General features: G+C 40.4%; 19 protein-coding genes. 5 read left to right on the forward strand and 14 right to left on the reverse strand.

Translation table 11 applies throughout. The features are described from left to right. Positions 1-10 precede the first annotated feature (10 nt). The 10 genes from FNK51_RS05720 to FNK51_RS05765 all read right to left on the reverse strand — a co-directional run bounded on the left by FNK51_RS05720 (position 11) and on the right by FNK51_RS05765 (position 9,832). Positions 11-979 (reverse strand): sugar phosphate isomerase/epimerase family protein, encoded by a 969-nt coding sequence (locus FNK51_RS05720; protein ID WP_141992708.1) that lies wholly within the window; start codon positions 977-979, stop codon positions 11-13. Between the two features lie 21 nt (positions 980-1,000). Further along, complete coding sequence (locus tag FNK51_RS05725) at positions 1,001-2,041, reverse strand: Gfo/Idh/MocA family protein (protein ID WP_098370422.1); 1,041 nt, start codon at positions 2,039-2,041, stop codon at positions 1,001-1,003. A 17-nt stretch (positions 2,042-2,058) separates the two neighbouring features. Continuing rightward, positions 2,059-3,081 (reverse strand): Gfo/Idh/MocA family protein, encoded by a 1,023-nt coding sequence (locus FNK51_RS05730; RefSeq protein ID WP_098370421.1) that lies wholly within the window; start codon positions 3,079-3,081, stop codon positions 2,059-2,061. Positions 3,082-3,094: 13 nt separating this feature from the next. After that, on the reverse strand, positions 3,095-3,823 hold the full coding sequence (locus FNK51_RS05735; protein WP_141992709.1) for a ThuA domain-containing protein: 729 nt from the start codon (positions 3,821-3,823) through the stop codon (positions 3,095-3,097). A gap of 219 nt (positions 3,824-4,042) precedes the next feature. Next, positions 4,043-5,086: a LacI family DNA-binding transcriptional regulator gene (locus FNK51_RS05740; protein ID WP_141992766.1), complete on the reverse strand. Its 1,044-nt coding sequence runs from the start codon at positions 5,084-5,086 to the stop codon at positions 4,043-4,045. A 57-nt stretch (positions 5,087-5,143) separates the two neighbouring features. Continuing rightward, positions 5,144-5,962, reverse strand: coding sequence for a carbohydrate ABC transporter permease (locus FNK51_RS05745; RefSeq protein ID WP_076370711.1), 819 nt, complete (start codon positions 5,960-5,962; stop codon positions 5,144-5,146). Further along, a complete protein-coding gene (locus FNK51_RS05750; RefSeq protein WP_098370419.1) occupies positions 5,962-6,822 on the reverse strand; it encodes a carbohydrate ABC transporter permease in 861 nt (286 codons plus the stop codon). Before FNK51_RS05750 ends, FNK51_RS05745 begins: the two co-directional genes overlap by 1 nt. A 167-nt stretch (positions 6,823-6,989) precedes the next feature. Next, entirely contained in the window at positions 6,990-8,279 is a 1,290-nt protein-coding gene (locus tag FNK51_RS05755; protein WP_141992710.1) for an ABC transporter substrate-binding protein, read from the reverse strand. Between the two features lie 360 nt (positions 8,280-8,639). Then, positions 8,640-8,825 carry a hypothetical protein gene (locus tag FNK51_RS05760; RefSeq protein ID WP_063235290.1) on the reverse strand — a complete coding sequence of 62 codons (186 nt, stop codon included), beginning with the start codon at positions 8,823-8,825 and terminating at the stop codon, positions 8,640-8,642. A 167-nt stretch (positions 8,826-8,992) separates the two neighbouring features. Beyond that, the gene (locus FNK51_RS05765; RefSeq protein ID WP_098370417.1) at positions 8,993-9,832 is read right to left on the reverse strand and encodes a YitT family protein; all 840 of its coding nucleotides are present in this window, start codon (positions 9,830-9,832) and stop codon (positions 8,993-8,995) included. Between the two features lie 471 nt (positions 9,833-10,303). On the opposite strand from FNK51_RS05765, the gene bioF reads away from it, so the two are divergent. The 3 genes from bioF to bioC are packed head-to-tail and all read left to right on the forward strand — an operon-like array spanning position 10,304 to position 13,102. After that, a complete protein-coding gene (gene bioF / locus FNK51_RS05770; protein WP_141992711.1) occupies positions 10,304-11,503 on the forward strand; it encodes an 8-amino-7-oxononanoate synthase in 1,200 nt (399 codons plus the stop codon). Beyond that, the gene (locus FNK51_RS05775; RefSeq protein ID WP_141992712.1) at positions 11,500-12,246 is read left to right on the forward strand and encodes an alpha/beta fold hydrolase; all 747 of its coding nucleotides are present in this window, start codon (positions 11,500-11,502) and stop codon (positions 12,244-12,246) included. Before bioF ends, FNK51_RS05775 begins: the two co-directional genes overlap by 4 nt. Then, complete coding sequence (gene bioC / locus FNK51_RS05780; protein ID WP_141992713.1) at positions 12,239-13,102, forward strand: malonyl-ACP O-methyltransferase BioC; 864 nt, start codon at positions 12,239-12,241, stop codon at positions 13,100-13,102. Before FNK51_RS05775 ends, bioC begins: the two co-directional genes overlap by 8 nt. A gap of 117 nt (positions 13,103-13,219) precedes the next feature. On the opposite strand, the gene FNK51_RS05785 is transcribed toward bioC, so the two are convergent. The 4 genes from FNK51_RS05785 to FNK51_RS05800 form a co-directional block, all read right to left on the reverse strand. Then, positions 13,220-13,897 carry an ABC transporter ATP-binding protein gene (locus FNK51_RS05785; protein ID WP_141992714.1) on the reverse strand — a complete coding sequence of 226 codons (678 nt, stop codon included), beginning with the start codon at positions 13,895-13,897 and terminating at the stop codon, positions 13,220-13,222. After that, entirely contained in the window at positions 13,894-15,000 is a 1,107-nt protein-coding gene (locus tag FNK51_RS05790) for an ABC transporter permease (RefSeq protein WP_141992715.1), read from the reverse strand. Before FNK51_RS05790 ends, FNK51_RS05785 begins: the two co-directional genes overlap by 4 nt. Positions 15,001-15,099: 99 nt before the next feature. After that, positions 15,100-16,479, reverse strand: a complete 1,380-nt coding sequence (locus tag FNK51_RS05795; RefSeq protein ID WP_141992716.1) for a sensor histidine kinase — start codon at positions 16,477-16,479, stop codon at positions 15,100-15,102. Beyond that, positions 16,476-17,153, reverse strand: a complete 678-nt coding sequence (locus tag FNK51_RS05800; RefSeq protein WP_141992717.1) for a response regulator transcription factor — start codon at positions 17,151-17,153, stop codon at positions 16,476-16,478. Before FNK51_RS05800 ends, FNK51_RS05795 begins: the two co-directional genes overlap by 4 nt. A 397-nt stretch (positions 17,154-17,550) precedes the next feature. Between FNK51_RS05800 and FNK51_RS05805 the strand changes: the two genes are divergently transcribed. Both FNK51_RS05805 and FNK51_RS05810 read left to right on the forward strand, forming a co-directional pair. Beyond that, a complete protein-coding gene (locus tag FNK51_RS05805; protein WP_141992718.1) occupies positions 17,551-18,519 on the forward strand; it encodes a bile acid:sodium symporter family protein in 969 nt (322 codons plus the stop codon). A gap of 300 nt (positions 18,520-18,819) precedes the next feature. Next, complete coding sequence (locus tag FNK51_RS05810; RefSeq protein ID WP_141992719.1) at positions 18,820-20,076, forward strand: DUF445 domain-containing protein; 1,257 nt, start codon at positions 18,820-18,822, stop codon at positions 20,074-20,076. Positions 20,077-20,131 lie beyond the last annotated feature (55 nt).

Genomic DNA, 20,131 nt, shown 5'->3' on the forward strand with positions numbered 1-20,131 from the left:
GGGCTACAAATTATACCCACCATAAATCAGTTGGGCTTTCGTTGATGAGTACAGTTTTCAGATTGGTAACAGCCCGTTGGAATCCTTCTTCAACTGACATCAGCGGATCTTCATGTTCGATGCTGACGACGTAATCATAACCGTATGTGCGAAGGGCGCTCATGATGTCGGACCATTCTTGCAGGCTGTGGCCGCATCCTACAGAGCGAAAGTTCCAGGCACGGCTCTGGATATTTCCATATGGCTGCATGTCGGTTAATCCATACATATTGATGTTATCCTGATCCAAGTATGTGTCTTTTGCGTGGAAGTGGTAGATTGCTCCCGCTTTCCCTAGGATTTTGATGGCCCCGACTGGTTCGATGCCCTGCCACCAAAGATGGCTTGGATCAAGGTTGGCGCCTATTGCATCAGATGTAGCTTCCCGCAGTTTTAACAAGGTGTAGGGTGTGTGGACGAGAAAGCCCCCATGTAGTTCAAGTCCGATTTTTATATTGTGCTCATCGGCAATGGCGGCTGCTGTTTTCCAATAGGGGATCAATTTTTCTTCCCATTGCCATTTCAGCACATCTGTATACTCATTCGGCCATGGGGCGACAGGCCAGTTTGGATATTTAGCTCCTTCGTGATCACCGGCTGTACCAGAAAAGGTATTGACTACCGGGACGTTCAGTAAGGATGCAAGCTTGATTGTTTTAATCAGTGTTTCATCACTTTCTTTAGCGAATGCTTCATCTGGAGAGATTGGATTGCCGTGGCAGCTGAATGCACTGATCGTTAATCCTCTTGTTTGAACGGCTTCGAGGTATTTTTGGCGTTTTTCTTCACTTTCCAGCAGTTCATCGAGCGGACAGTGGATATTGCCTGGATACCCGCCTGTACCGATTTCAACTGTTTTTAATCCGGAATCTGCGACATAATCAAGCATATCCTCGAATGATTTTTGAGCAAATAGCACTGTAAAAATCCCTAATTTCACATGCCCCACCTCACCTTTTCATTAATTTATGCTCATGACCTTCCCACTTGCCGAGCTTTGATAAATGGCTTCGATTATTTTCGAAACTTTCATGGCTTCCGATGGTTTTACCAATGGTTCTGCCAACCCCAGGCAGCTATTAATAAAGTTCTCTGCCTGCTGCAGGTCTGGTGTATCCTCCCCTGGCATCCATACTGCCTCACTATTTAAAAGCATGCCATGCTTAGCCTGATTCAAGACCAGCGGGAACACATCAAGTCCGCCCTGCGTTCCGGATAAACTTAAAACAGTTGCTTCTTCACGGATATTCGCGGCCCAAGATGTTTCGAATAATAAAGATGCTCCGTTGGCAAATTTGATATATGCCGTGGCATGGTCATCCACTTCAAATACAGAGGCATCGAAATTCCCCCACAAATTGACTTGATCGACACCCTTACTGACATAATTATATGTCGAACCTACGATTTCAATCGGTTCTGGGTCATCCATCAGCCATAAAGCCAAATCAAGCAAATGGCAGCCGTAATCGATCACGCTTCCCCCGCCTTGCAATTCCTTGCTTGTAAACACTCCCCAGCCAGGAACTTTACGTCGTCTGATTGCCTGTACACGCGCTACATATGGTTCACCGATTTCACCGGCCTGAATCATTTTCTTTGCAGCCTGGGCTTCCTTCATGAAGCGGTAATGATAAGCGGTCGATAAAACTTTACCCGATATGTTTGCAGCCTCGGTTATTGCTAAACATTCCTCAGTTGTAATGGCCATTGGCTTTTCGCATAACACATGTACACCCGCTTGCAGAGCAGCAATGGAAATCTCCGCATGGAACTTGTTTGGCGTTGCAATCGTAACAGCATCCACTTCGGCAAACATTTCTTCATAATTGGTGAAAACCTTCTCGATATGAAATTCACGCGCCACTTCTCGCGCCTTCATTTCATCTATATCATGAATGGCGTATAAAACCACTTTATCTTGAAATTTTTGAAAAGCTGGAATATGCCTTTTTTGGGCAATTCCGCCAGCACCGATAATACCCATTTTTAATTTGTACATGATGACTTTTAACCCCTTTATAAGCGGATGATTTTTCGGGATGCATTTGATTCCATCGCGCCAAGAATGACTTTTAATGATTTTAATCCTTCAACTCCTGAGACAAGTGGCTCCTCATTGTCCACCACACATTTTACAAAATGGCTGATCACTTCGGAATCATGCTGTCCTTCTGAGTCATTAGTCTGGATGCTTCCTAATTGGATGGTTTCTGTCTTTCCATTATCATGATGGATGATCAGTGAGTATTTCGGATCGTCTTCAAGGCGCAATACCGCTTTTTCCGCATAAATGACCGTAGCATTGTCTTCTTTTGCATAAGACCAGCTGGCGGTAAGCGTACCGATGATACCGCTCTCCGTCCGGAGGATACAGGCCGCACTGTCATCAACGTCTGTATTTTTCTTGGCAGTCGTTTCCACAAAGGCTCCCACTTCAACAAATTCTTCTCCAAGGATATACCGTAATAAATCAGCTTTATGAACACCTAAATCACCCATTGCGCCAATGACTGCCTGATCCTTTTTAAAAAACCAGCTTTCTATTCCGTCCACGCTCCAGGTTTCCGGCCCGGAATGTCCAAAAGCCGTCCTGAAGCTATAGACCTTCCCTACCTCCCCGCTCTCAATAAGCTGCTTCGCTTTTTGATGAGAGGGAACAAAACGCTGATTATGACCAATCATTAGTATTTTGCCGCTTTTCACTGCTGCTGCATTCATTTTTTCAGCGTCTACTAAAGAAGTAGCCATTGGTTTCTCACAAAGGACATGCTTACCAGCTTCCAAGGCCGCAACTGTGATGCGTGCATGCAGGTAATTCGGGGTACATACACTGATCGCTTCAATCTCCTCATTCTTCAAAAGTTCTATATAATCAGTATATGCTTGCGCGCCATACCTTTGTGCTGCTGCATTCGCCCGGTCCGGTACAATATCACAAACGGCAATGATCTCCGTTTCCTGATGTGCATCATACTCCGGAAAATGCCTGTTTTTTGCAATACTCCCACATCCAATGACTCCTACCTTCACTTTGCCCATTTTGTTCTCTCCTTCACTTCAGCTCTTTGCCTGAGATGGATTCCAACGGTTCGGCTTTCCCGTAGTTCGTTACGATTCCAAACTCCGGCTTGACCCAATTAACGGCATTCTTAATCACTCGTTGAATCTCGGGATTATGGTAGGTAGGATATGTTTCATGACCTGGACGGAAATAGAAAATCCTCCCTTTTCCCCGCTGATACGTGCAACCGCTTCTGAATATCTCCCCGCCTTCAAACCAACTGACGAATATCAATTGATCTGGTGCAGGAATATCAAAATGTTCCCCGTACATCTCTTCCTTCTCAAGCTCTATATATTCTCCGATTCCATCAACGATAGGATGACTTGGATCAACAACCCAGAGCCGTTCCCTTTCATCCGCCACCCGCCATTTCAAATCGCAAGTCGTGCCCATTAATCGTTTGAAGATTTTTGAAAAATGACCAGAATGGAGGACGATGAGACCCATTCCCTCGAGTACTCGCTTGTGAACCCTTGCAATGATTTCATCCTGAACTTCATCATGTGCAACATGCCCCCACCAAAGAAGTACATCGGTTTGTTTCAGTGCTTCTTCGGTTAATCCATGCTCTTCTTCATCGAGAGTGGCGGTTCTCACCTCGACCTGCCCACTTTGTAAAAAGCTGGCAATTGCACCATGGATACCATCCGGATATACTTTTGCTACTTCAGGCTTTGTTTTCTCGTGGCGAAACTCATTCCATACTAGGACTCTCATGAACATCCTCCTCCATTCAAGATTCATTTCATGGCAACTTGCTTTGCCTGTTTAACTATTACCTATTTATTCTTAACGCAAACGTTTGCGTTAGAGAAGATCAAATTATAAGAACATACTTTATGATGCCTTCAAAGTATGATTTTTTAAAAATAATAGTGATAATCTATATTGTAAATTTATGTTAGCAAAAATCAAGCTTTAATTGGTAAAACATTTCTACATTTTTCTTTTAATTTCCTTTTCGACAACAAAATGCGACTCCCGCTTTATGATTTTGGTAGGAATGCTAATACTCTTTTCCATCATTTCCGGATTTGCAATTAGATCGAACACGCATTTTGCCGCCTCATATCCTAACTGATACGTATGGATATCAACCGTTGTCAGCGGCGTACTTAAAAATTCTATGAATTCTGAGTGGTTAAAACAGACGACGCTTATTTGCTGTGGGACTTTCAAGTTCTTTTCAGCCAACACTCCAAGCAAGAGAACACCCAATAAAAGATCCATAACCAAAAAAGCGGTTGGTGCCTCTTTCAATTCCAGCAATTCGTCAATCGCCTTTATTCCATCAGTTCGATTTAAAGGAATCAATTTGATATATTCCTGTCGTATATCCAACCCGGCCTGTTCCATCGCTTGTTGAAAGCCTGTCAAGCGGTCCTGGATCACCTCAAACTCGGGACTGCCCCCTAAAAAGGCAATTCGCTCATGTCCAAGACTGATTACAAACTCCGATACTTCCCTGGCCGCTTGAACATTATCGTTATCAATGAATGTGATACCGCTCATGTTCGTGCTTGGCTTCCCGATCAAAACGAACGGGAAGCCCTGCTTTAATAAATACGGCACCACTTTATCGTCCTTTTTAGAGTACAAAACAATCATGCCATCCACTCTTCTGCCCTTAACCATCTTCACGACATCCTCAAAGATGGCATCCTCCGTCTCGCCGGTTGTCAGAGAAAGACTGTACCCTTCTTTATTACAGAAATCCCCGATGCCCCTAATCACTTCTGGAAAAAAGGGATTATAAAGTGATTCCCTTGCCGAACTTTTCATGACGATCCCAATGGCCTTAGTTGACTTCGTGACTAAGTTCCGGGCATTTTCATTCATATGATAGCCCATTTCCTTTAATACCTTGCGTACTTTACGCTTTGTCTTTTCACTGATTGTCGGGCTGTTATGGATTACACGCGATACCGTTGATGGAGCGACATTCGCTTTTTTGGCAACGTCTTTTATAGTAACAGACAAATTCATCAACACTCCCCGTTCACCGCACATGGTTTAATATTCCCTATATTTAAATAGTTATTTAACGGCTCCATCTGCAATTCCTTTGATAATTTGCCTCTGAGCAAAAAAGTACGCAATGATGACTGGAATGATGGATAAAGTAAGTCCAGCCAAGGCAAGATGCCATTGCTTCGTATATTGACCGAAAAAGAAGAATAATTTAAGCGGAATGGTCTCCGATCCCGCTCCGCCAATAACAAGGGATGGCAGCAAATAGTCATTCCATATCCAAATGACATTTAAGATACCAACTGTAATCGACATCGGTTTTAATAATGGAAATATGATATACCAAAATACCTGAAACCGGTTAGCACCATCAATCTTTGCTGCCTCATCAAGTGAGATGGGGATCCCTTTTAGGGTACCATGATATAAGAATATGGAAAGACTGCAGCCAAAACCTAAATACATGAAAATCAGTCCGGCCTTGTTCAACATCCCAAGCTGTCCGAATTGGGCAACGAGCGGTATCATCACAGACTGAAACGGAATTAGCATGGCTGCTACAAACACGAAGAAAAGAAGGGAACTTATTTTACTTTTGTTTCGGGAAAGAGCGTATGCTGCCATCGCAGAAAAAATGATGATGATGACTACACTGACGCCCGATATCAATAAAGAATTGAATAAAGTCCGGAGGAAATCCAATTGCTCGAAAGCTTGAGTGAAGTTTTCGAATGTCCAGGTTTCAGGCAGTCCCAGTGTATCGGCAAATATATCCCGTTTCATTTTAAAGGCATTTACAAGCATTAAATAAAACGGAGTGAGCCATAATATGGCCAAAATGAATCCGATGAATCCAATTAGCCACAATTTCCATTTTCCCCTCATTACAGCTCAACCTCCCGTTTTTTATTGAAATAGACTTGTGTCAGCGAAACGACCGCCACGATCACGAAAAAGATAACGGCTTTTGCCTGTGCATATGCCATATCGTTTTCGGTGAAGGCCGATTTTACAATGTTCATCGCAACCATTTCAGTTGAATTATAGGGAGCTCCATTCGTCAAAGAAAGATTTTGATCATAGATCTTGAACGAGTGTGAAAGCGTCAAAAACAAACTGACGGTAAAAGCAGGTGCCACTAGTGGAAAAGTTATATGGCGAAAGCGCTGGAAGCTGTTAGCTCCATCAATTTTTGCCGCTTCGATCAAGTCTTCAGGAACAGCCTGCAGATAGGCAATATAAATGATCATGATATATCCGGCCATTTGCCATGATGTTAAAATGATCAATCCCCAAAAACCTGTATCAGTCGTTGATAACCATCCATTAAATGCTTCGATCCCAGTCAAATCACCAATCGCACCGAAGACCTTAATAAAAATGAACTGCCAAATAAAGCCGAGAATCAAGCCGCCAATTAAATTGGGCATAAAGAAAACTGTCCGCAGTATGTTGCTTGATTTAATTTTCGAAGTCACGATGAGAGCCAAACTTAATCCGATGATATTGATTACCACAATTGCCGCTACGGAAAATTTAATGGTGAACCAAAATGTATCAAGGAACCCTTTATCCGTAAACAAGTCTATATAATTCTTAAGACCGATGAAATCCGGCGTCCCTAAACCGTTCCAATTCGTAAAGGAATAATAGAATCCGTAGATGAGTGGCACGATCACAACCAAAATGAGTGCAGCAAGAACAGGTGTCAAAAACAGCCAATATGCGGCATCCCGATTTCTCAACGAAACCGACCTCCTTGAAATGATTTAATAGTTATTGGTTTTAGATCATGACTGGGTTATTTGATGAATCCCTTGTCGAGGCAATTTCCCTATGCGACTTTTCTATAACAAGGAACAACCAATCGGCACACTTTTCATGCCGATCGGTCACTTGCATTTCCCAATACTTATTTGCTATGAATCTTCTCCCAATTTTCAATGTTCTGTTGGACAAGTTCCTCCCAAGTCAATTTACCGGTTACGTATTTTTGGACACTTGCCCCAAGATCATCATTCCAACCAACCGGATATCCATTAAACACCCAACCAATCGTGTTTCCTTCTTGGGAGTATTTATAAATTTCTTTTGAAATTGGATCGGCAATTTTTTCCACATCATATCCTTCATATGCAGGAATGAATTTAAAGTCTTCCAAAACGGCTTTTTTCCCTTCCTCGGATGTATACATCCAGTCGAGGAACTTCTTCGCTGCTTCCTGTACCTTTTCATCCGATTTCTTGTTCACTGCCCAATAGTTCGGTACGCCGACCGGCATGCCTGCAGAGTCTCCATTTGGAATCGGGATGATGCCAATTCCCTTTTCAGCTAACTCAGGGTCCATATCATACACTGTGTTATACACCCAGTTGCCTTGCTGAATGATCGCAACCTTTTCAAGTGAGAACAGCTCTTCCACTTGTTGGGAGTAATCGAGGCTTGCTGTCGGCTGGACGGAATATTTATTTTGGATATCGACCAGTTGTTTAAACTTGTCACCATCCGTGAATTTAACCGTTGGAGCCTTGCTTGCCTCTAACACATTCCCATCAAACTCCGGTGCTAAGAAAACATTGGATAAATGGTTTCCTGTCACCCACTTCTCTTTGACCGGATAAGCGAAAACTGCATCGATTTTCAATTTGTCCTTTTGTGAATCCATTTTCTTAACTGCCGCCTCTAAGGCTTCATAACTTGTAATTTCATCAGGATTAATTCCGGCTTCTTTAAATATCCGTTTGTTATAAATCAAGCCGTATCCTTCCTGGTTAAATGGAAGTCCAAGGACTTGCCCGTCCTCTTTCACGCCATCCAAAGTGCCATCTAGTGCTGCTGCAGCAGCCTTCGTATCCTTTAAATCTGTTAATCTATCTTTATATTGTTCGACATCTACCGGTCCGCCAATGTTAAAGACCGCCGGCTCCTCACCTGAAGCGAACTTTGCCGTAATGGCTGATTTATAATCATTTCCGCCGCCAACTGTCGATACCTTGATCTTTACATCTGGATTCTCTTTTTCATATTGTTTTGCCAATGCCTCGAATTGCGACTTGAATTCTACCTTGAATTGAAATACATCCAGCGTCACGACATCCTTTGAGTCGCTGTTTCCACCAGTTGAAGAAGAGCATCCAGCCAAAATCACACTAAAAATTAATAAAACAGTAAGAATTCCCCCGTACCATTTTTTACGTTTCATGCCTACCGACTCTCCCTTTTTCATAAGATTCATGCAATTTTAAGAAAACGTTTGCATAAAATAGTAAAATAAAAGCCTTTCATTCTACAAAAATCATAGTCTATCGTACTTCTTTTACATCACCTCCTCACAAAACCCTTTGCAAACGTTTACATTTATGCGCTTTATATTACCACCAAATTCCATACTTTACAATAAAATTGTAGTATATTGTAAAAAAAGGATGTTAAGAACTCTCTTAACCTAATTATATGATTCAGAAACCTATGATTATTCCTTTATCCGATTATTTATTGTACGGGCCATTTTCATTCGTGGCATTACCTACGAAAAAAGGGAAACCCGTCGGTCCCCCTCTTATCACTTCAATATCATCTTCACATTGGATGAACCGTATTCATCCTTCAATTCATAATATTTATCGCTTGCTTGTCCAAATTCTTTAAACACACCGCTAATGATCAATTCATTCGTTTCCTTATCAACGACACTGTACTTGATATTGCTTTTCCCGAACTTTCTGTCATCCACTTTTAAAAGGATCATCTTGGACACCTCCACATTTAATGGCTGCACTCCTCAGGTTGTGTGTTTTCTTACTTACATAATATAACAAAATATTAGGAATTTACAGATTTTTTTCAATGCAAAATAAAAAAGCCTAATAGGCCTTTTCATTCGCATATACCATATATGCCTCGCGATAATTCGCTTCAGGACTTCGAGATATCCAGGAATCCTTCACCAAATACGTCCCTAACATCATGTATGGCTATAAAAGCATTGCTATCCGTCGCCTTCACTATTCTCTTTAACTTTAGTACCTCTTGCTTACTTATAACGATATATAAAATATCCTTGGATGCTTTTGTATAGTATCCATGACCGCTAAAAACAGTGACCCCCCGGTCCATCAATTCGGTTACTTGTTTTGCAATCTGGTCCGCTTCATTTGAAATGATGGTAATCGCTTTTTTCGGGTTCAATCCCTCAATGATGAATTCCATCGTTTTTGTTCCAATATAAAGCATAAGGATAGTGAGCATCAGGCCTTCTGCACCAATAATGAAATAAGATGAGAACGCAACGATTAAATCGAAAAACAGAAGTCCATAGCTTAAGCTCCATCCCAAATACTTATTCGTAATCCGGGCCAGTATCGTCGTACCGGCAGTAGTGCCTCCAACACGAATGATCATGCCAATTCCTGCACCGGCAAAAACCCCGCCAAATATCGCATTGATGACCAATTCATCTGAAGATATCGTCCAACTTTCGGTTAAATGAAGGAAAAGTGAATTAAATGCAACGGCTATGATTGTATATACCGTTGTCATTTTCGACAAATATTTATAACCGACGATGAGCAGGAAAGCGTTAATGATCAAACTTAACAGCCCTGGTGACCATTCAAAAAGATAAAATAAAATGATGGTTATCCCCGTGACTCCCCCCTCACCAAGTTCATTGGGAATGACGAAAAGATTTATTGCCAAAGCGAAAATAAAAGCTCCTATTAATATAAAGAAAACATCTAAAGAAATCTTTTTCATATTTATTACCCTTCCTTTATGTAATGGTTAATGTGAATTCGGTAATTTCACTGCTCTATAGTAACATGGAATTCCATTTAATCCTTCAAAGATTTGAAGGTTTAACAAAAAGACTACCTTGGAAGTTAGATTATCTTCAATGAACGGGCTTAATACATACAAAGGCACTAATTTTCACTAAGCTCTTTTATACATTAGCTTAACAAAGCCGCTGCCCAATCAAACATCATTAGCCTCCTTCTCCTTAAACTTATTTTTATGTTAGTTTCATGTTCCTCGACTTGGTTCAAAAAACCAATCAGCACGCTTTTGATAAGTGAATTTTTTTGACCTTTGATTACTCCCAGATTGGATTATTAATTTATTATCAGTCCCTTTTCAAAGCTTGACAGTTTCATTGAGTCATGATTAGAATATTTTATATGTTAACCTATATTTATTTTAGTTAACATATAAAAAAGGAGAATGGGCATGCACAGTGAAAAACAATTACCTTGTTGGGAAGAAAAAATAAAGAAAGAACTGGCTTATTTAGAAGAGATATCGCAAAAACGTGAACTTGTATCGACGGCATTCGCCGACCAGCCATGGCTTATGATCAATGGGTGCAGGATGCTAAATCTAGCTTCTAATAACTATTTAGGTTATGCAGGGGATGAGCGGCTGAAAAAGGTGATGGTGGATGCAATACATACATATGGTGCAGGAGCAACAGCTTCACGTTTAATTATTGGCAATCATCCCCTATACGAGCAAGCGGAACAAGCTCTTGTCGATTGGAAGAAAGCCGAGGCAGGACTTATTATCAACAGTGGATATAATGCGAACCTTGGTATTATATCCACCCTGCTGTCCCGAAACGATATTATTTATAGCGATAAATTGAATCATGCAAGCATTGTCGATGGAGCTCTTTTAAGCCGTGCAAAGCATATACGCTATCGTCATAATGATTTAGATCATTTAGAGGCATTTTTAAAAAAAGCACCAATTGAAGCACGTAAATTAATCGTGACGGATACAGTTTTCAGCATGGACGGTGACTTTGCTTATCTCGAAGACCTCGTACGGTTAAAGGAACGTTATAACGCAATGTTAATGACAGATGAAGCACATGGAAGCGGCATTTACGGTAAAAACGGTGAAGGTTATGCCGGTCATCTCCAACTTCAAAATAAAATAGATATCCAAATGGGAACATTCAGTAAAGCGCTCGGTTCATTCGGTGCCTATGTCGTCGGAAAAAAATGGCTAATCGACTATTTAAAAAATCGCATGCGCGGATTCATTTATTCAACTGCACTTCCCCCGGCCATTCTCGGTGCCATAACAACAGCGATTGAACTTGTACAGCAAGAACCAGAACGCCGCTCACTGCTCCAAACACATTCAGAACACTTTAGAGAAGAACTCACATATAACGGGTTTAATATTTGCGGAAGTCGATCACAAATTGTTCCTATCGTCATCGGGGAAAACGAAAAAGCGATGGAATTTGCCGCACGTATGCAGAAAGAAGGAATTGCAGCTATTGCTGTCAGGCCGCCGACCGTTCCTGAAAATGAGGCAAGAATCCGGTTTACCGTAACAGCTCTCCACGATAAAAAAGATCTTGATTGGGCAGTTGAAAAGATTTCAATCATTGGAAAAGAAATGGGTGTTATTGAATGAAACAGCCGAATTTAGTCATGCTTCCTGGCTGGGGAATGGAAAAAGGTGCGTTTGAACCGTTAATCAAACCGCTGTCAGATGTATTTCACCTTTCATTTATAGAATGGAGAGATATGAAAACACTAAATGAATTTGAAGAAAGAGTCATAGACAAAATCGCTTCCATCGATGGTCCAGTTTATATACTGAGCTGGTCATTAGGATCACTAGTATCACTTGAACTTGCAAGTTCGTATCGAGAAAAAATAAAAGGTTTTATCCTTTTTGGTGCAACAAGTCGGTTTATAACAGGAAAGAACTATTCATTTGGCTGGGATCCACGAATGGTCGAGCGCATGAAGAAACAACTACAGCGCAATAAAGAGAAGACTTTGGCTTCTTTCTATGAAGCGATGTTTTCCGAGGCCGAAAAAGAAGAAGGTTTATATCATCAATTCATCAAGACAATTCAAAGCGAGTTTCATGGAGATGATGTGTTTTCGCTTCTTATTGGCTTGGATTATTTACTTCATAAAGATGCTAGAGCAAGACTCGACCGGATTGAAGCCCCATTTATATTGCTTCATGGGAGGGAAGACAACATTTGTCCACTCGAAGCCTCATCTTTCATAAAAGAAAACCTGGGTGGGAAAGCCGAGTTTCATATTATCGAAGGCGCTGGCCATACTCCGTTTTTCACAAGACCACAGGAATGTATGCAGCATATAAAAACATTTATTCAAAAGGAGTACTTTCATGATTGATAAACGATTGTTAAGTAAGCGGTTCAGTGAACATGCGAAAACATATGATGCGTATGCCAATGTTCAAAAAAACATGGCAAAACAATTAGTGGATTTGCTTCCTAAAATAAACACCAACCATGTAATCAATATTCTTGAAATTGGCTGCGGCACTGGTTACTTAACCAGGTTACTCGTCAAAACATTCCCTAACGCCGCTATTACGGCTGTTGATTTGGCACCAGGAATGGTCGAATTGGCAAAAGGAATGACAGATGAAGAACGTGTTACATTTTTATGTACTGATATCGAAGAAATGGCGCTTAATGAAAATTACGACTTGATTATTTCCAATGCAACGTTTCAATGGCTGAATGATCTTCCTGCAACCCTTGAAAAACTGTTTACACGATTAACGGCTGAAGGAAGCCTCATATTTTCAACGTTCGGAATAGATACCTTTCAAGAGCTTCATTTGTCATATGAACAGGCGAAGGACAAGCTTCAGCTAGCCATTGATAGTTCACCAGGTCAAATGTTTTATTCTCTAGAAGAATTATCCAAAGTTTGTGAAAAAGCAATCTCTTTTTCATCAGCAGTTCCAATCGAGATAACAAAAATGGAAAAGCTTGAACTGGAGTACTTTCAGACAGTACGTGAATTCTTCACTTCAATTAAAAAGATTGGTGCGGCTAACAGCAACAAAGAAAACTACTGCCAGCGCCCTTCCTTTTTTCGAGAGTTAATCAACATATATGACAAAGAATATCGAAATGAATTAGGTGTGAAAGCAACCTATCACTGTTTGTTCTTTAAGATAAAAAAATATGATCAATCCGAAGATAACTCTGGGATACAAGCAAAATACTATACATAATTGCAGGCCTGATTGACCAGGTTCCAATTCTAGCTATTTCTGCCGCCGCCTCTCCTAATTCCTTTGGAAAGGCGGCGACCATTTACTGATCAACTCATGAGAGTGTGTTTTATAACTTCATCCAAAAACCTTGCCATCCGTAATATTGACCACTCTATCACATAAATCTAACATTCTTTCATCGTGCGTTACCATGATGGCCGCTTTATTTCTTGACTTCACCTCATGAGCAAGCATTTCAACAACATCCCTGCCTCTTTTGGAATCAAGACTTGCGGTTGGTTCATCCGCTAAAATGATTTCTGGATCATTCATCAGCGAACGGGCGATGGCTACACGCTGCCGTTCACCGCCCGACAGTGCTTCCGGCAAGTGACCTGCCCGATGTCCAAGTCCAAGGTGGCTAAGCAATTCGTCCGCTTTTTTCACAGTTTTTTTATCTCGCTTGCCAACCAGTTCAGAAAGTAGCAGAAGCTGATCTCGTACGGTGAGATATGGCACAAGATTCGACGATTGGAATACAAACCCAATCTTTTCAAGGCGCACTCGAGTCAATTCTTTTGGGGATAGTGTTGTAATATCCTCATCATTCAGCAGTAAGCGACCTTTGCTCGGAGATAGTAACGCACCTGCTATCGAAAGAAAAGTACTTTTTCCTGAACCTGAAGGACCCACGATGGCGACGAACTCCCCCGCTCTCACACTCAGGGAAATATTATCAAGGGCTGTCACCTTATTATCGCCTTCCCCATAAATCTTACTGACGTTTTCAAATAATAGTTTATCCCCCATCATGATACCCTCCCAATTGCTTCGATCGCATCTATCTTCGCTACTCGGTATAGTGATAGCAGCGAACCCAATACGGATACAACCAAAAGTAACACAGAATATTTAATGACCAAATCGGCACTCAATTCAAATGGCATTCCTTCTGGCATGATTAACGTGACGCCATATGTCAGGGCAACACTGATGGCTATGCATGTCACGGCAAGCAGCATTACTTGACCAACGATACTTTTTGCCAGGTAGCCCGTATTGGCCCCGAGTGCTTTAAGGACTCCAAATTGATTCGTCTTCTGCAAGGTAATCACATAAAAGAATACAGCCAAAACGAAAGCTGCGATGACAAACAAGAAGGCAATCATCATCGTCAACGTACCCTGTTCCTCTTTGTAGCCTGGTATACTCTGAAGTGATTCTTCTTTCGAAATGAGCGTTAGTCCTTCAGGCAATGATTCACGTACATTTTCTTCTGCCTTCGAATCCATTTGCAAGGCTATGGTGCTGATTGAATCTTTCTCTTGATTTTTCAATGCAGGATTAATCTCCTGCCACCCCTTAACATTCATGTAAACTACCGGTGAGTGGCTGTAAGACTGCTTTTCAGTAAAACCAACAATGGTGAAAACCTTACCTGATAGATCATCTTTAAGTGAATCACCCAATTTATAACCCACTTCTTTTAAAGAACGTTCTGCAACTACTTCACTTTGTTTCTTATTGTCATAGTTCGTTCCTTCTATTACCTTCGGTGCTAAAATACCACTGGCATTGGTCGCAAAAATGGTGACATCCGTTTTCTCCGATGAGCCTACTTTATTCAATGTGATCATCATTTGCCCAAGTCCTTCGGCTGCTTTAACATCAGATGAAGCCCGGATTTCATCTAGCTTTTCCATGGATATGATTGATCGGTTCAATTTATTTTTAGAGTCATGCTCCATAACGAAATAGTCGGCCTTCATATTTTGTATGGATGAAGCATTATCTGAAGAAAGTCCATTAGCTAATCCTGAAATGATAAAGACAAGCAAAGCGACCAATACCATGATCAGTCCAATCAGCAGATAACGTAACTTTGAATGCTTTAGTTCACGTATTGCTAAAAACATCATTTCATCTCCCATTCCTTTTGTTTACCGATCAAGACCTACTTGAATCGGTATGACCCGATTGTAAACAATCATTATGAATGGAAGATGAACAAATGATTACATAAGGGGCAACCGGATATAAAAAGTGGTCCCCTTGCCAAGTTCGCTTTGAACTTCAATCGTTCCGCCATGTAGTTCAACCAGCTTCTTCGTTATCGAAAGTCCTAATCCGCTGCCTGTTTCACTCCTGTTCCTCACTTTGTCGACTTTATAAAAGCGATCAAGGATATAAGGGAGGTCTTCTTCTGGAATTCCCATACCCGTGTCCGCAATCTTCACTTCTACAATGCCATCTATTTTCTTGATTTGAATAACAATCGAACTACCGGTATCAGAGTATTTAATACTATTGGTTATCAAGTTAGTCCATACTTGTTTTAATAGTTTCTCATCAGCAGAAATGATGGTTGATGGTAAATCCATTTCAATCACCATATCTTTTTCACGCCAATTCCATTCCAGCATGAACATCACTTGCCTTATTTGTTGTGCTAAATCAAAACTAGATCGTTGCAGCGGGTCATCCTCTTTATCCAAGGAAGCAAGCATTAGGAGCTGCTTACTCAACAAGGACATACGCCGGCTCTCTTCTTCAATAATAGACAAGTACTGATTTCTTTGTTCCTTTGTTAATTCCTCCGATTGAAGGGTTTGAGAAAAACCTTGTATAGATGCTAGCGGAGATTGAATTTCATGAGAAACATTTGAAACGAATTCCTGTCTCATATCATCTAACCGCTGTATGCTTTGAGTCATTTTCGAGAAATGTTGAGCCAAATCCCCAATTTCATCACTGCGGGTAACATTCAATTCACTACTATAATCCCCATCAGCGATTCTTTTTGTGGCTTCTGTTAATTTCGTAATTGGCTTTACAATGAAACGCGTGTTAATAATAACAAATAAAAAACTGAGCAGGAGCGTAAGTACGAGCAAAACAGAAAGGTAAAAGCGGAACTCTCCAAACTGCAGTTCTATATTCGGCCTTACAAACAATGCATATTTCTCGCCATCCACATTAATTGGGACCCCAATGCTATTAACTAATACATCTTCAAAAAATCCGGTAATAAATAACCCATTATTATAATTGGCTATCCCTTGATAGGTTTTCCCGTTCAAAACTCCTGAAATCGTGTCTGAATCCAAACTCGTTTCCCGAAACGGCTCCCCATATAGAGTCCCTTCACCCTGCTCATTAAATAAATACATTTGATAGTGCAATCCTGCTATATGATTTAAATACGCATCAATATCCTGACCTGGATTTTCTTCATATAAAGAGACGATTTCACCAGCAACTTTGCTTATCTTCTCGCCATTGTGTGGTTTCTGAACCTTATGATAATAGACATTGGAAATTAAAAAAGCGATGACACTAGCAAGCACCATGATCAAAATGGTTTGAATAACAATCCTGAAATAAAGTGTTTTCACTTCTTATTGACCTCCAGTTTATAACCTAAGCCACGGACTGTCGTTATGACAAAATCATCGGTCCGACCGGCAAAACGTTCCCTTAACCGTTTAATATGGACATCAACCGTCCGATCATCCCCTTCAAAATCAGCACCCCACACCAATTCAATAAGCTGCTCACGCGTAAAGACCTGATCAGGAAAACTCCCCAGCTGAGCCAGCAGCTCAAATTCCTTAAGCGGCAGGAGCAGCGTATTCCCCTTTATTCGCACTTCGTAACTTTTACGGTCAATCACAGTTTGATTCAATGAGATGGACTCAGAATTCACCATACGGTACCTTCGCAATAGCGCTTTTATCCGAAATAGAAGTTCCCTTGGCTCAAACGGCTTCACGAGGTAATCATCCGTACCCGCAAAGTACCCCTTTTCCTTATCGATAAGTTGATCTTTAGCTGTCAATAAAATGACCGGCAGATCATATTGATCCCGGATTTCCTTACAAAGATCCAGTCCGTTTTTAAAAGGCATCATAATATCGACAACCGCCAGATGGATCCGTTCCTTCTCCAGTAGCAAGGAAGCTTCATTCCCGTCCTTCGCTTCGAATACCATATACCCTTCCTTTTCCAAGTGAAATTTAAGCAACTCCCGAATATGCCGATCATCATCCGCAATTAATATATGTATCAAAGAAACCACATCTCCACTTCTTTTATAGCCCTAGCTAAACTTACAATAGCAATAATTTATCCTGTAAAACAACAAATACTAATTAAATCACCAGTTCCTTATAAACTAGTTTGCCACTAATATACAGCACCCTCTTATTTTTTATTAAAAGATAAAGTAAAAAAGCGAATAGAATCTCTAAAAACCCTGTCCGCTTTTTTCCTAGAGTAAATCCATATTCACACTAGTTCAGCGGAAGAGAATTATAGTTCCAAAAATCATCGTTTTCAATATGACTGTCCATAATGAAAATACCCAAAAGGCTGTTTAAAAATGTAATGATTTTTTAAAAAAAGGTTTAAAATATTCTGAATATAAACTATAATTGTTTTATTTTAAAACATCTAGGAGGGTCACTATGGGAGTAGTAGAGAAAATCAGCGGATTTGCTGGTAAAACGTTTACCTTATGGGTCATTATATTTGCAGTTATTGCGTATATCTTGCCTAATAAATTTATATGGATTGGAGCCTATATTGTCCCATTATTAGGAATTGTCATGTTTGGCATGGGACTTACATTATCAACAGCGGATTTTAAAGAAGTTTTCCGACGTCCGAAAGAAGTGGCACTAGGAGTAGCAGGACATTTTATCATTATGCCATTATTGGCATTTGTATTAGCATTAGGGTTCGATTTGCCCAAAGAAGTGGCTGTTGGGGTTATTTTGGTAGGATGCTGCCCTAGTGGAACAGCTTCCAATGTCATGGTGTTTCTTGCGAGAGGAAACGTTGCGCTTGCAGTTGCCATTGCTTCTGTTTCCACTATTCTAGCGCCTATCGTAACTCCCCTGCTTATTTTGCTCTTTGCAAGTAAATGGGTTGATATCAGTATTGGATCATTATTCATTTCCATCATTCAAGTGGTGATCATCCCACTGATGCTTGGATTCATTGTTAAAAAGTTTTTCGGTAAACAGGCAGAAGCTGGGGCAAAGGCTCTGCCTCTAGTATCTGTCATTTCTATCGTTCTGATCGTATCTGCCGTAGTGGCAGGCAGCCAAGCACAGCTGGCTAAAACAGGTTTGCTCATTTTTGCAGTCGTCGTTCTTCATAATGTTCTTGGTTTTCTTCTCGGCTTTTTCTTTGCTCGTTTATGCGGGATGGATTTAGCGAAACAGAAAGCTGTCGCAATGGAGGTTGGTATGCAGAACTCTGGTCTAGGTGTAGCTATAGCAACAGCCCACTTCTCGCCTTTGGCCGCTGTACCTAGTGCCATTTTCAGTGTTTGGCATAATATATCAGGTTCCGTTCTAGCCTTTATTTTCAGTCGCATGAAAGATAAAAATGCAGGGACAAATAATTCGATAAAAACAGACGTATCATAATATCGTTGGATGAATAAAAAAAGCCGATTGAATAATCGGCTTTTTTTATTGTGAATCAACCATCCTCATCTTTGAAATTCAAAGGAAAATATCAATGATTGTGGGTTCGATTCATATTGCATATTTTAAGCTTCCATACTTAATAGGAGATTTCCCCATTCCCCGATAGATGAACTGACTGCCCTTGTTGGGAGTATTTTTTTGAACTACCTGCTATACTACTAGATAAAAGTAAGTTATAAAATTTGCTAATGATTCGGGTTATAGTAATTGAATATCATTTTAAGGATGAGGAATATAATGTCACCAAAAATAAAATCGTCAAGAAAAATTGCTAAATATTCACTAATGATCATGGGGGCGGGTTATATTGCAACCACTCCATTTCAAGGTACGTTGCCGCTGGATTTATTACATGGAGGGTTTGAGGCAGGATTAGTTGGTGGTCTAGCCGATTGGTTTGCAGTCACTGCATTATTCCGGCACCCGCTCGGATTACCGATCCCCCATACAGCGCTTTTGCCCAACAATCGTAAAAGAATGACAAATGCACTTGTTTCGATGCTAAAAAATGACTGGCTTTCTAAGGAAAGTATTCAAGACAAAGTAAAACATATTCCTTTTACAGAAAAATTGATCCCCATTTTAGTAAAAGAGGTACAAAGTGATACTTTTAGAAAAGTCCTGATTAAACTTATCAAGCAATTGATTTGTTATATAGATATAGAAAAGATTACACCTTTCGTTGCAAAAAAAATTGAAGCATCACTTACTAACATAGACATGGGCAAGATTCTTCATTTAGTAAGTTCACAGTTACTTAACGAACAATTCGATAAGAAGGCTCTGGATCATGTTTTGAAAAAAGCGGAAGATTGGTTAAGAAAAAAACAAACCAGCCAGCGACTTGGCACTGTTTCCATGGATATACTCAGCAAGATTGAACTGGAAGGTATGCTTCAGTTTGCCGTTAAATCCATTCAAAGTCTACTTAACGAAGAGAAACTTGGGAATATCATACAAAACCTTTTATTAAGTGTCGTAAATAATTTACAAAACGAGAAAGAACCGAATAGAGAGGCTTTAATCTTATATATCCGTAAAGAGATACAAGGCATTAACCATAACCGGGAACTGTTAGAAGGAGTTGAAAAATGGAAAAATCAACTTCTGACAAAATGGGAACCAGAAGCAACAATTAAGGGAAGTCTACAACAAATTCAACAAGATGCGTTAGATTTCGTAGAAGATGAGCATTTCATGGATACTTACCTGACTCCAATGATTCAGCACGTACTGGACAACATAAAAGAGAATAGCACGCACATCGATAATTGGATACAGAAACAAATTACTGTTCTCATTGAAAAAAATCATACGCAGATCGGCAATCTTGTACAGGAAAATTTAGATAAGCTAGACAATGAAACACTGATTGATATGATGGAAAATGGTGTAGGAAAAGACTTACAATGGATTCGTGTGAACGGAGCGGTCTGTGGTTTTATAATAGGGCTTATCCTAACAGGTGCGCAGGCTCTACTTAAGCTGTTATAACCAAGGCACCTTCGACCGATATTGCAACGGAATAATACTGTCATTACTAGCTCAA

The organism is Bacillus sp. B4EP4a, assembly GCF_006680105.1.
Lineage (GTDB): Bacteria > Bacillota > Bacilli > Bacillales > DSM-1321 > Peribacillus > Peribacillus simplex_E.

Coding starts and splice junctions, on each gene's coding strand:
- FNK51_RS05790 (WP_141992715.1), bottom strand. CDS start 15,000: ATGTTTTTAGCAATACGTGAACTAAAGCATTCAAAGTTACGTTATCTG.
- FNK51_RS05805 (WP_141992718.1), top strand. CDS start 17,551: ATGGGAGTAGTAGAGAAAATCAGCGGATTTGCTGGTAAAACGTTTACC.
- FNK51_RS05730 (WP_098370421.1), bottom strand. CDS start 3,081: ATGGGCAAAGTGAAGGTAGGAGTCATTGGATGTGGGAGTATTGCAAAA.
- FNK51_RS05785 (WP_141992714.1), bottom strand. CDS start 13,897: ATGATGGGGGATAAACTATTATTTGAAAACGTCAGTAAGATTTATGGG.
- FNK51_RS05735 (WP_141992709.1), bottom strand. CDS start 3,823: ATGAGAGTCCTAGTATGGAATGAGTTTCGCCACGAGAAAACAAAGCCT.
- FNK51_RS05765 (WP_098370417.1), bottom strand. CDS start 9,832: ATGAAAAAGATTTCTTTAGATGTTTTCTTTATATTAATAGGAGCTTTT.
- FNK51_RS05755 (WP_141992710.1), bottom strand. CDS start 8,279: ATGAAACGTAAAAAATGGTACGGGGGAATTCTTACTGTTTTATTAATT.
- bioC (WP_141992713.1), top strand. CDS start 12,239: ATGATTGATAAACGATTGTTAAGTAAGCGGTTCAGTGAACATGCGAAA.
- FNK51_RS05775 (WP_141992712.1), top strand. CDS start 11,500: ATGAAACAGCCGAATTTAGTCATGCTTCCTGGCTGGGGAATGGAAAAA.
- bioF (WP_141992711.1), top strand. CDS start 10,304: ATGCACAGTGAAAAACAATTACCTTGTTGGGAAGAAAAAATAAAGAAA.
- FNK51_RS05760 (WP_063235290.1), bottom strand. CDS start 8,825: ATGATCCTTTTAAAAGTGGATGACAGAAAGTTCGGGAAAAGCAATATC.
- FNK51_RS05745 (WP_076370711.1), bottom strand. CDS start 5,962: ATGAGGGGAAAATGGAAATTGTGGCTAATTGGATTCATCGGATTCATT.
- FNK51_RS05810 (WP_141992719.1), top strand. CDS start 18,820: ATGTCACCAAAAATAAAATCGTCAAGAAAAATTGCTAAATATTCACTA.
- FNK51_RS05725 (WP_098370422.1), bottom strand. CDS start 2,041: ATGTACAAATTAAAAATGGGTATTATCGGTGCTGGCGGAATTGCCCAA.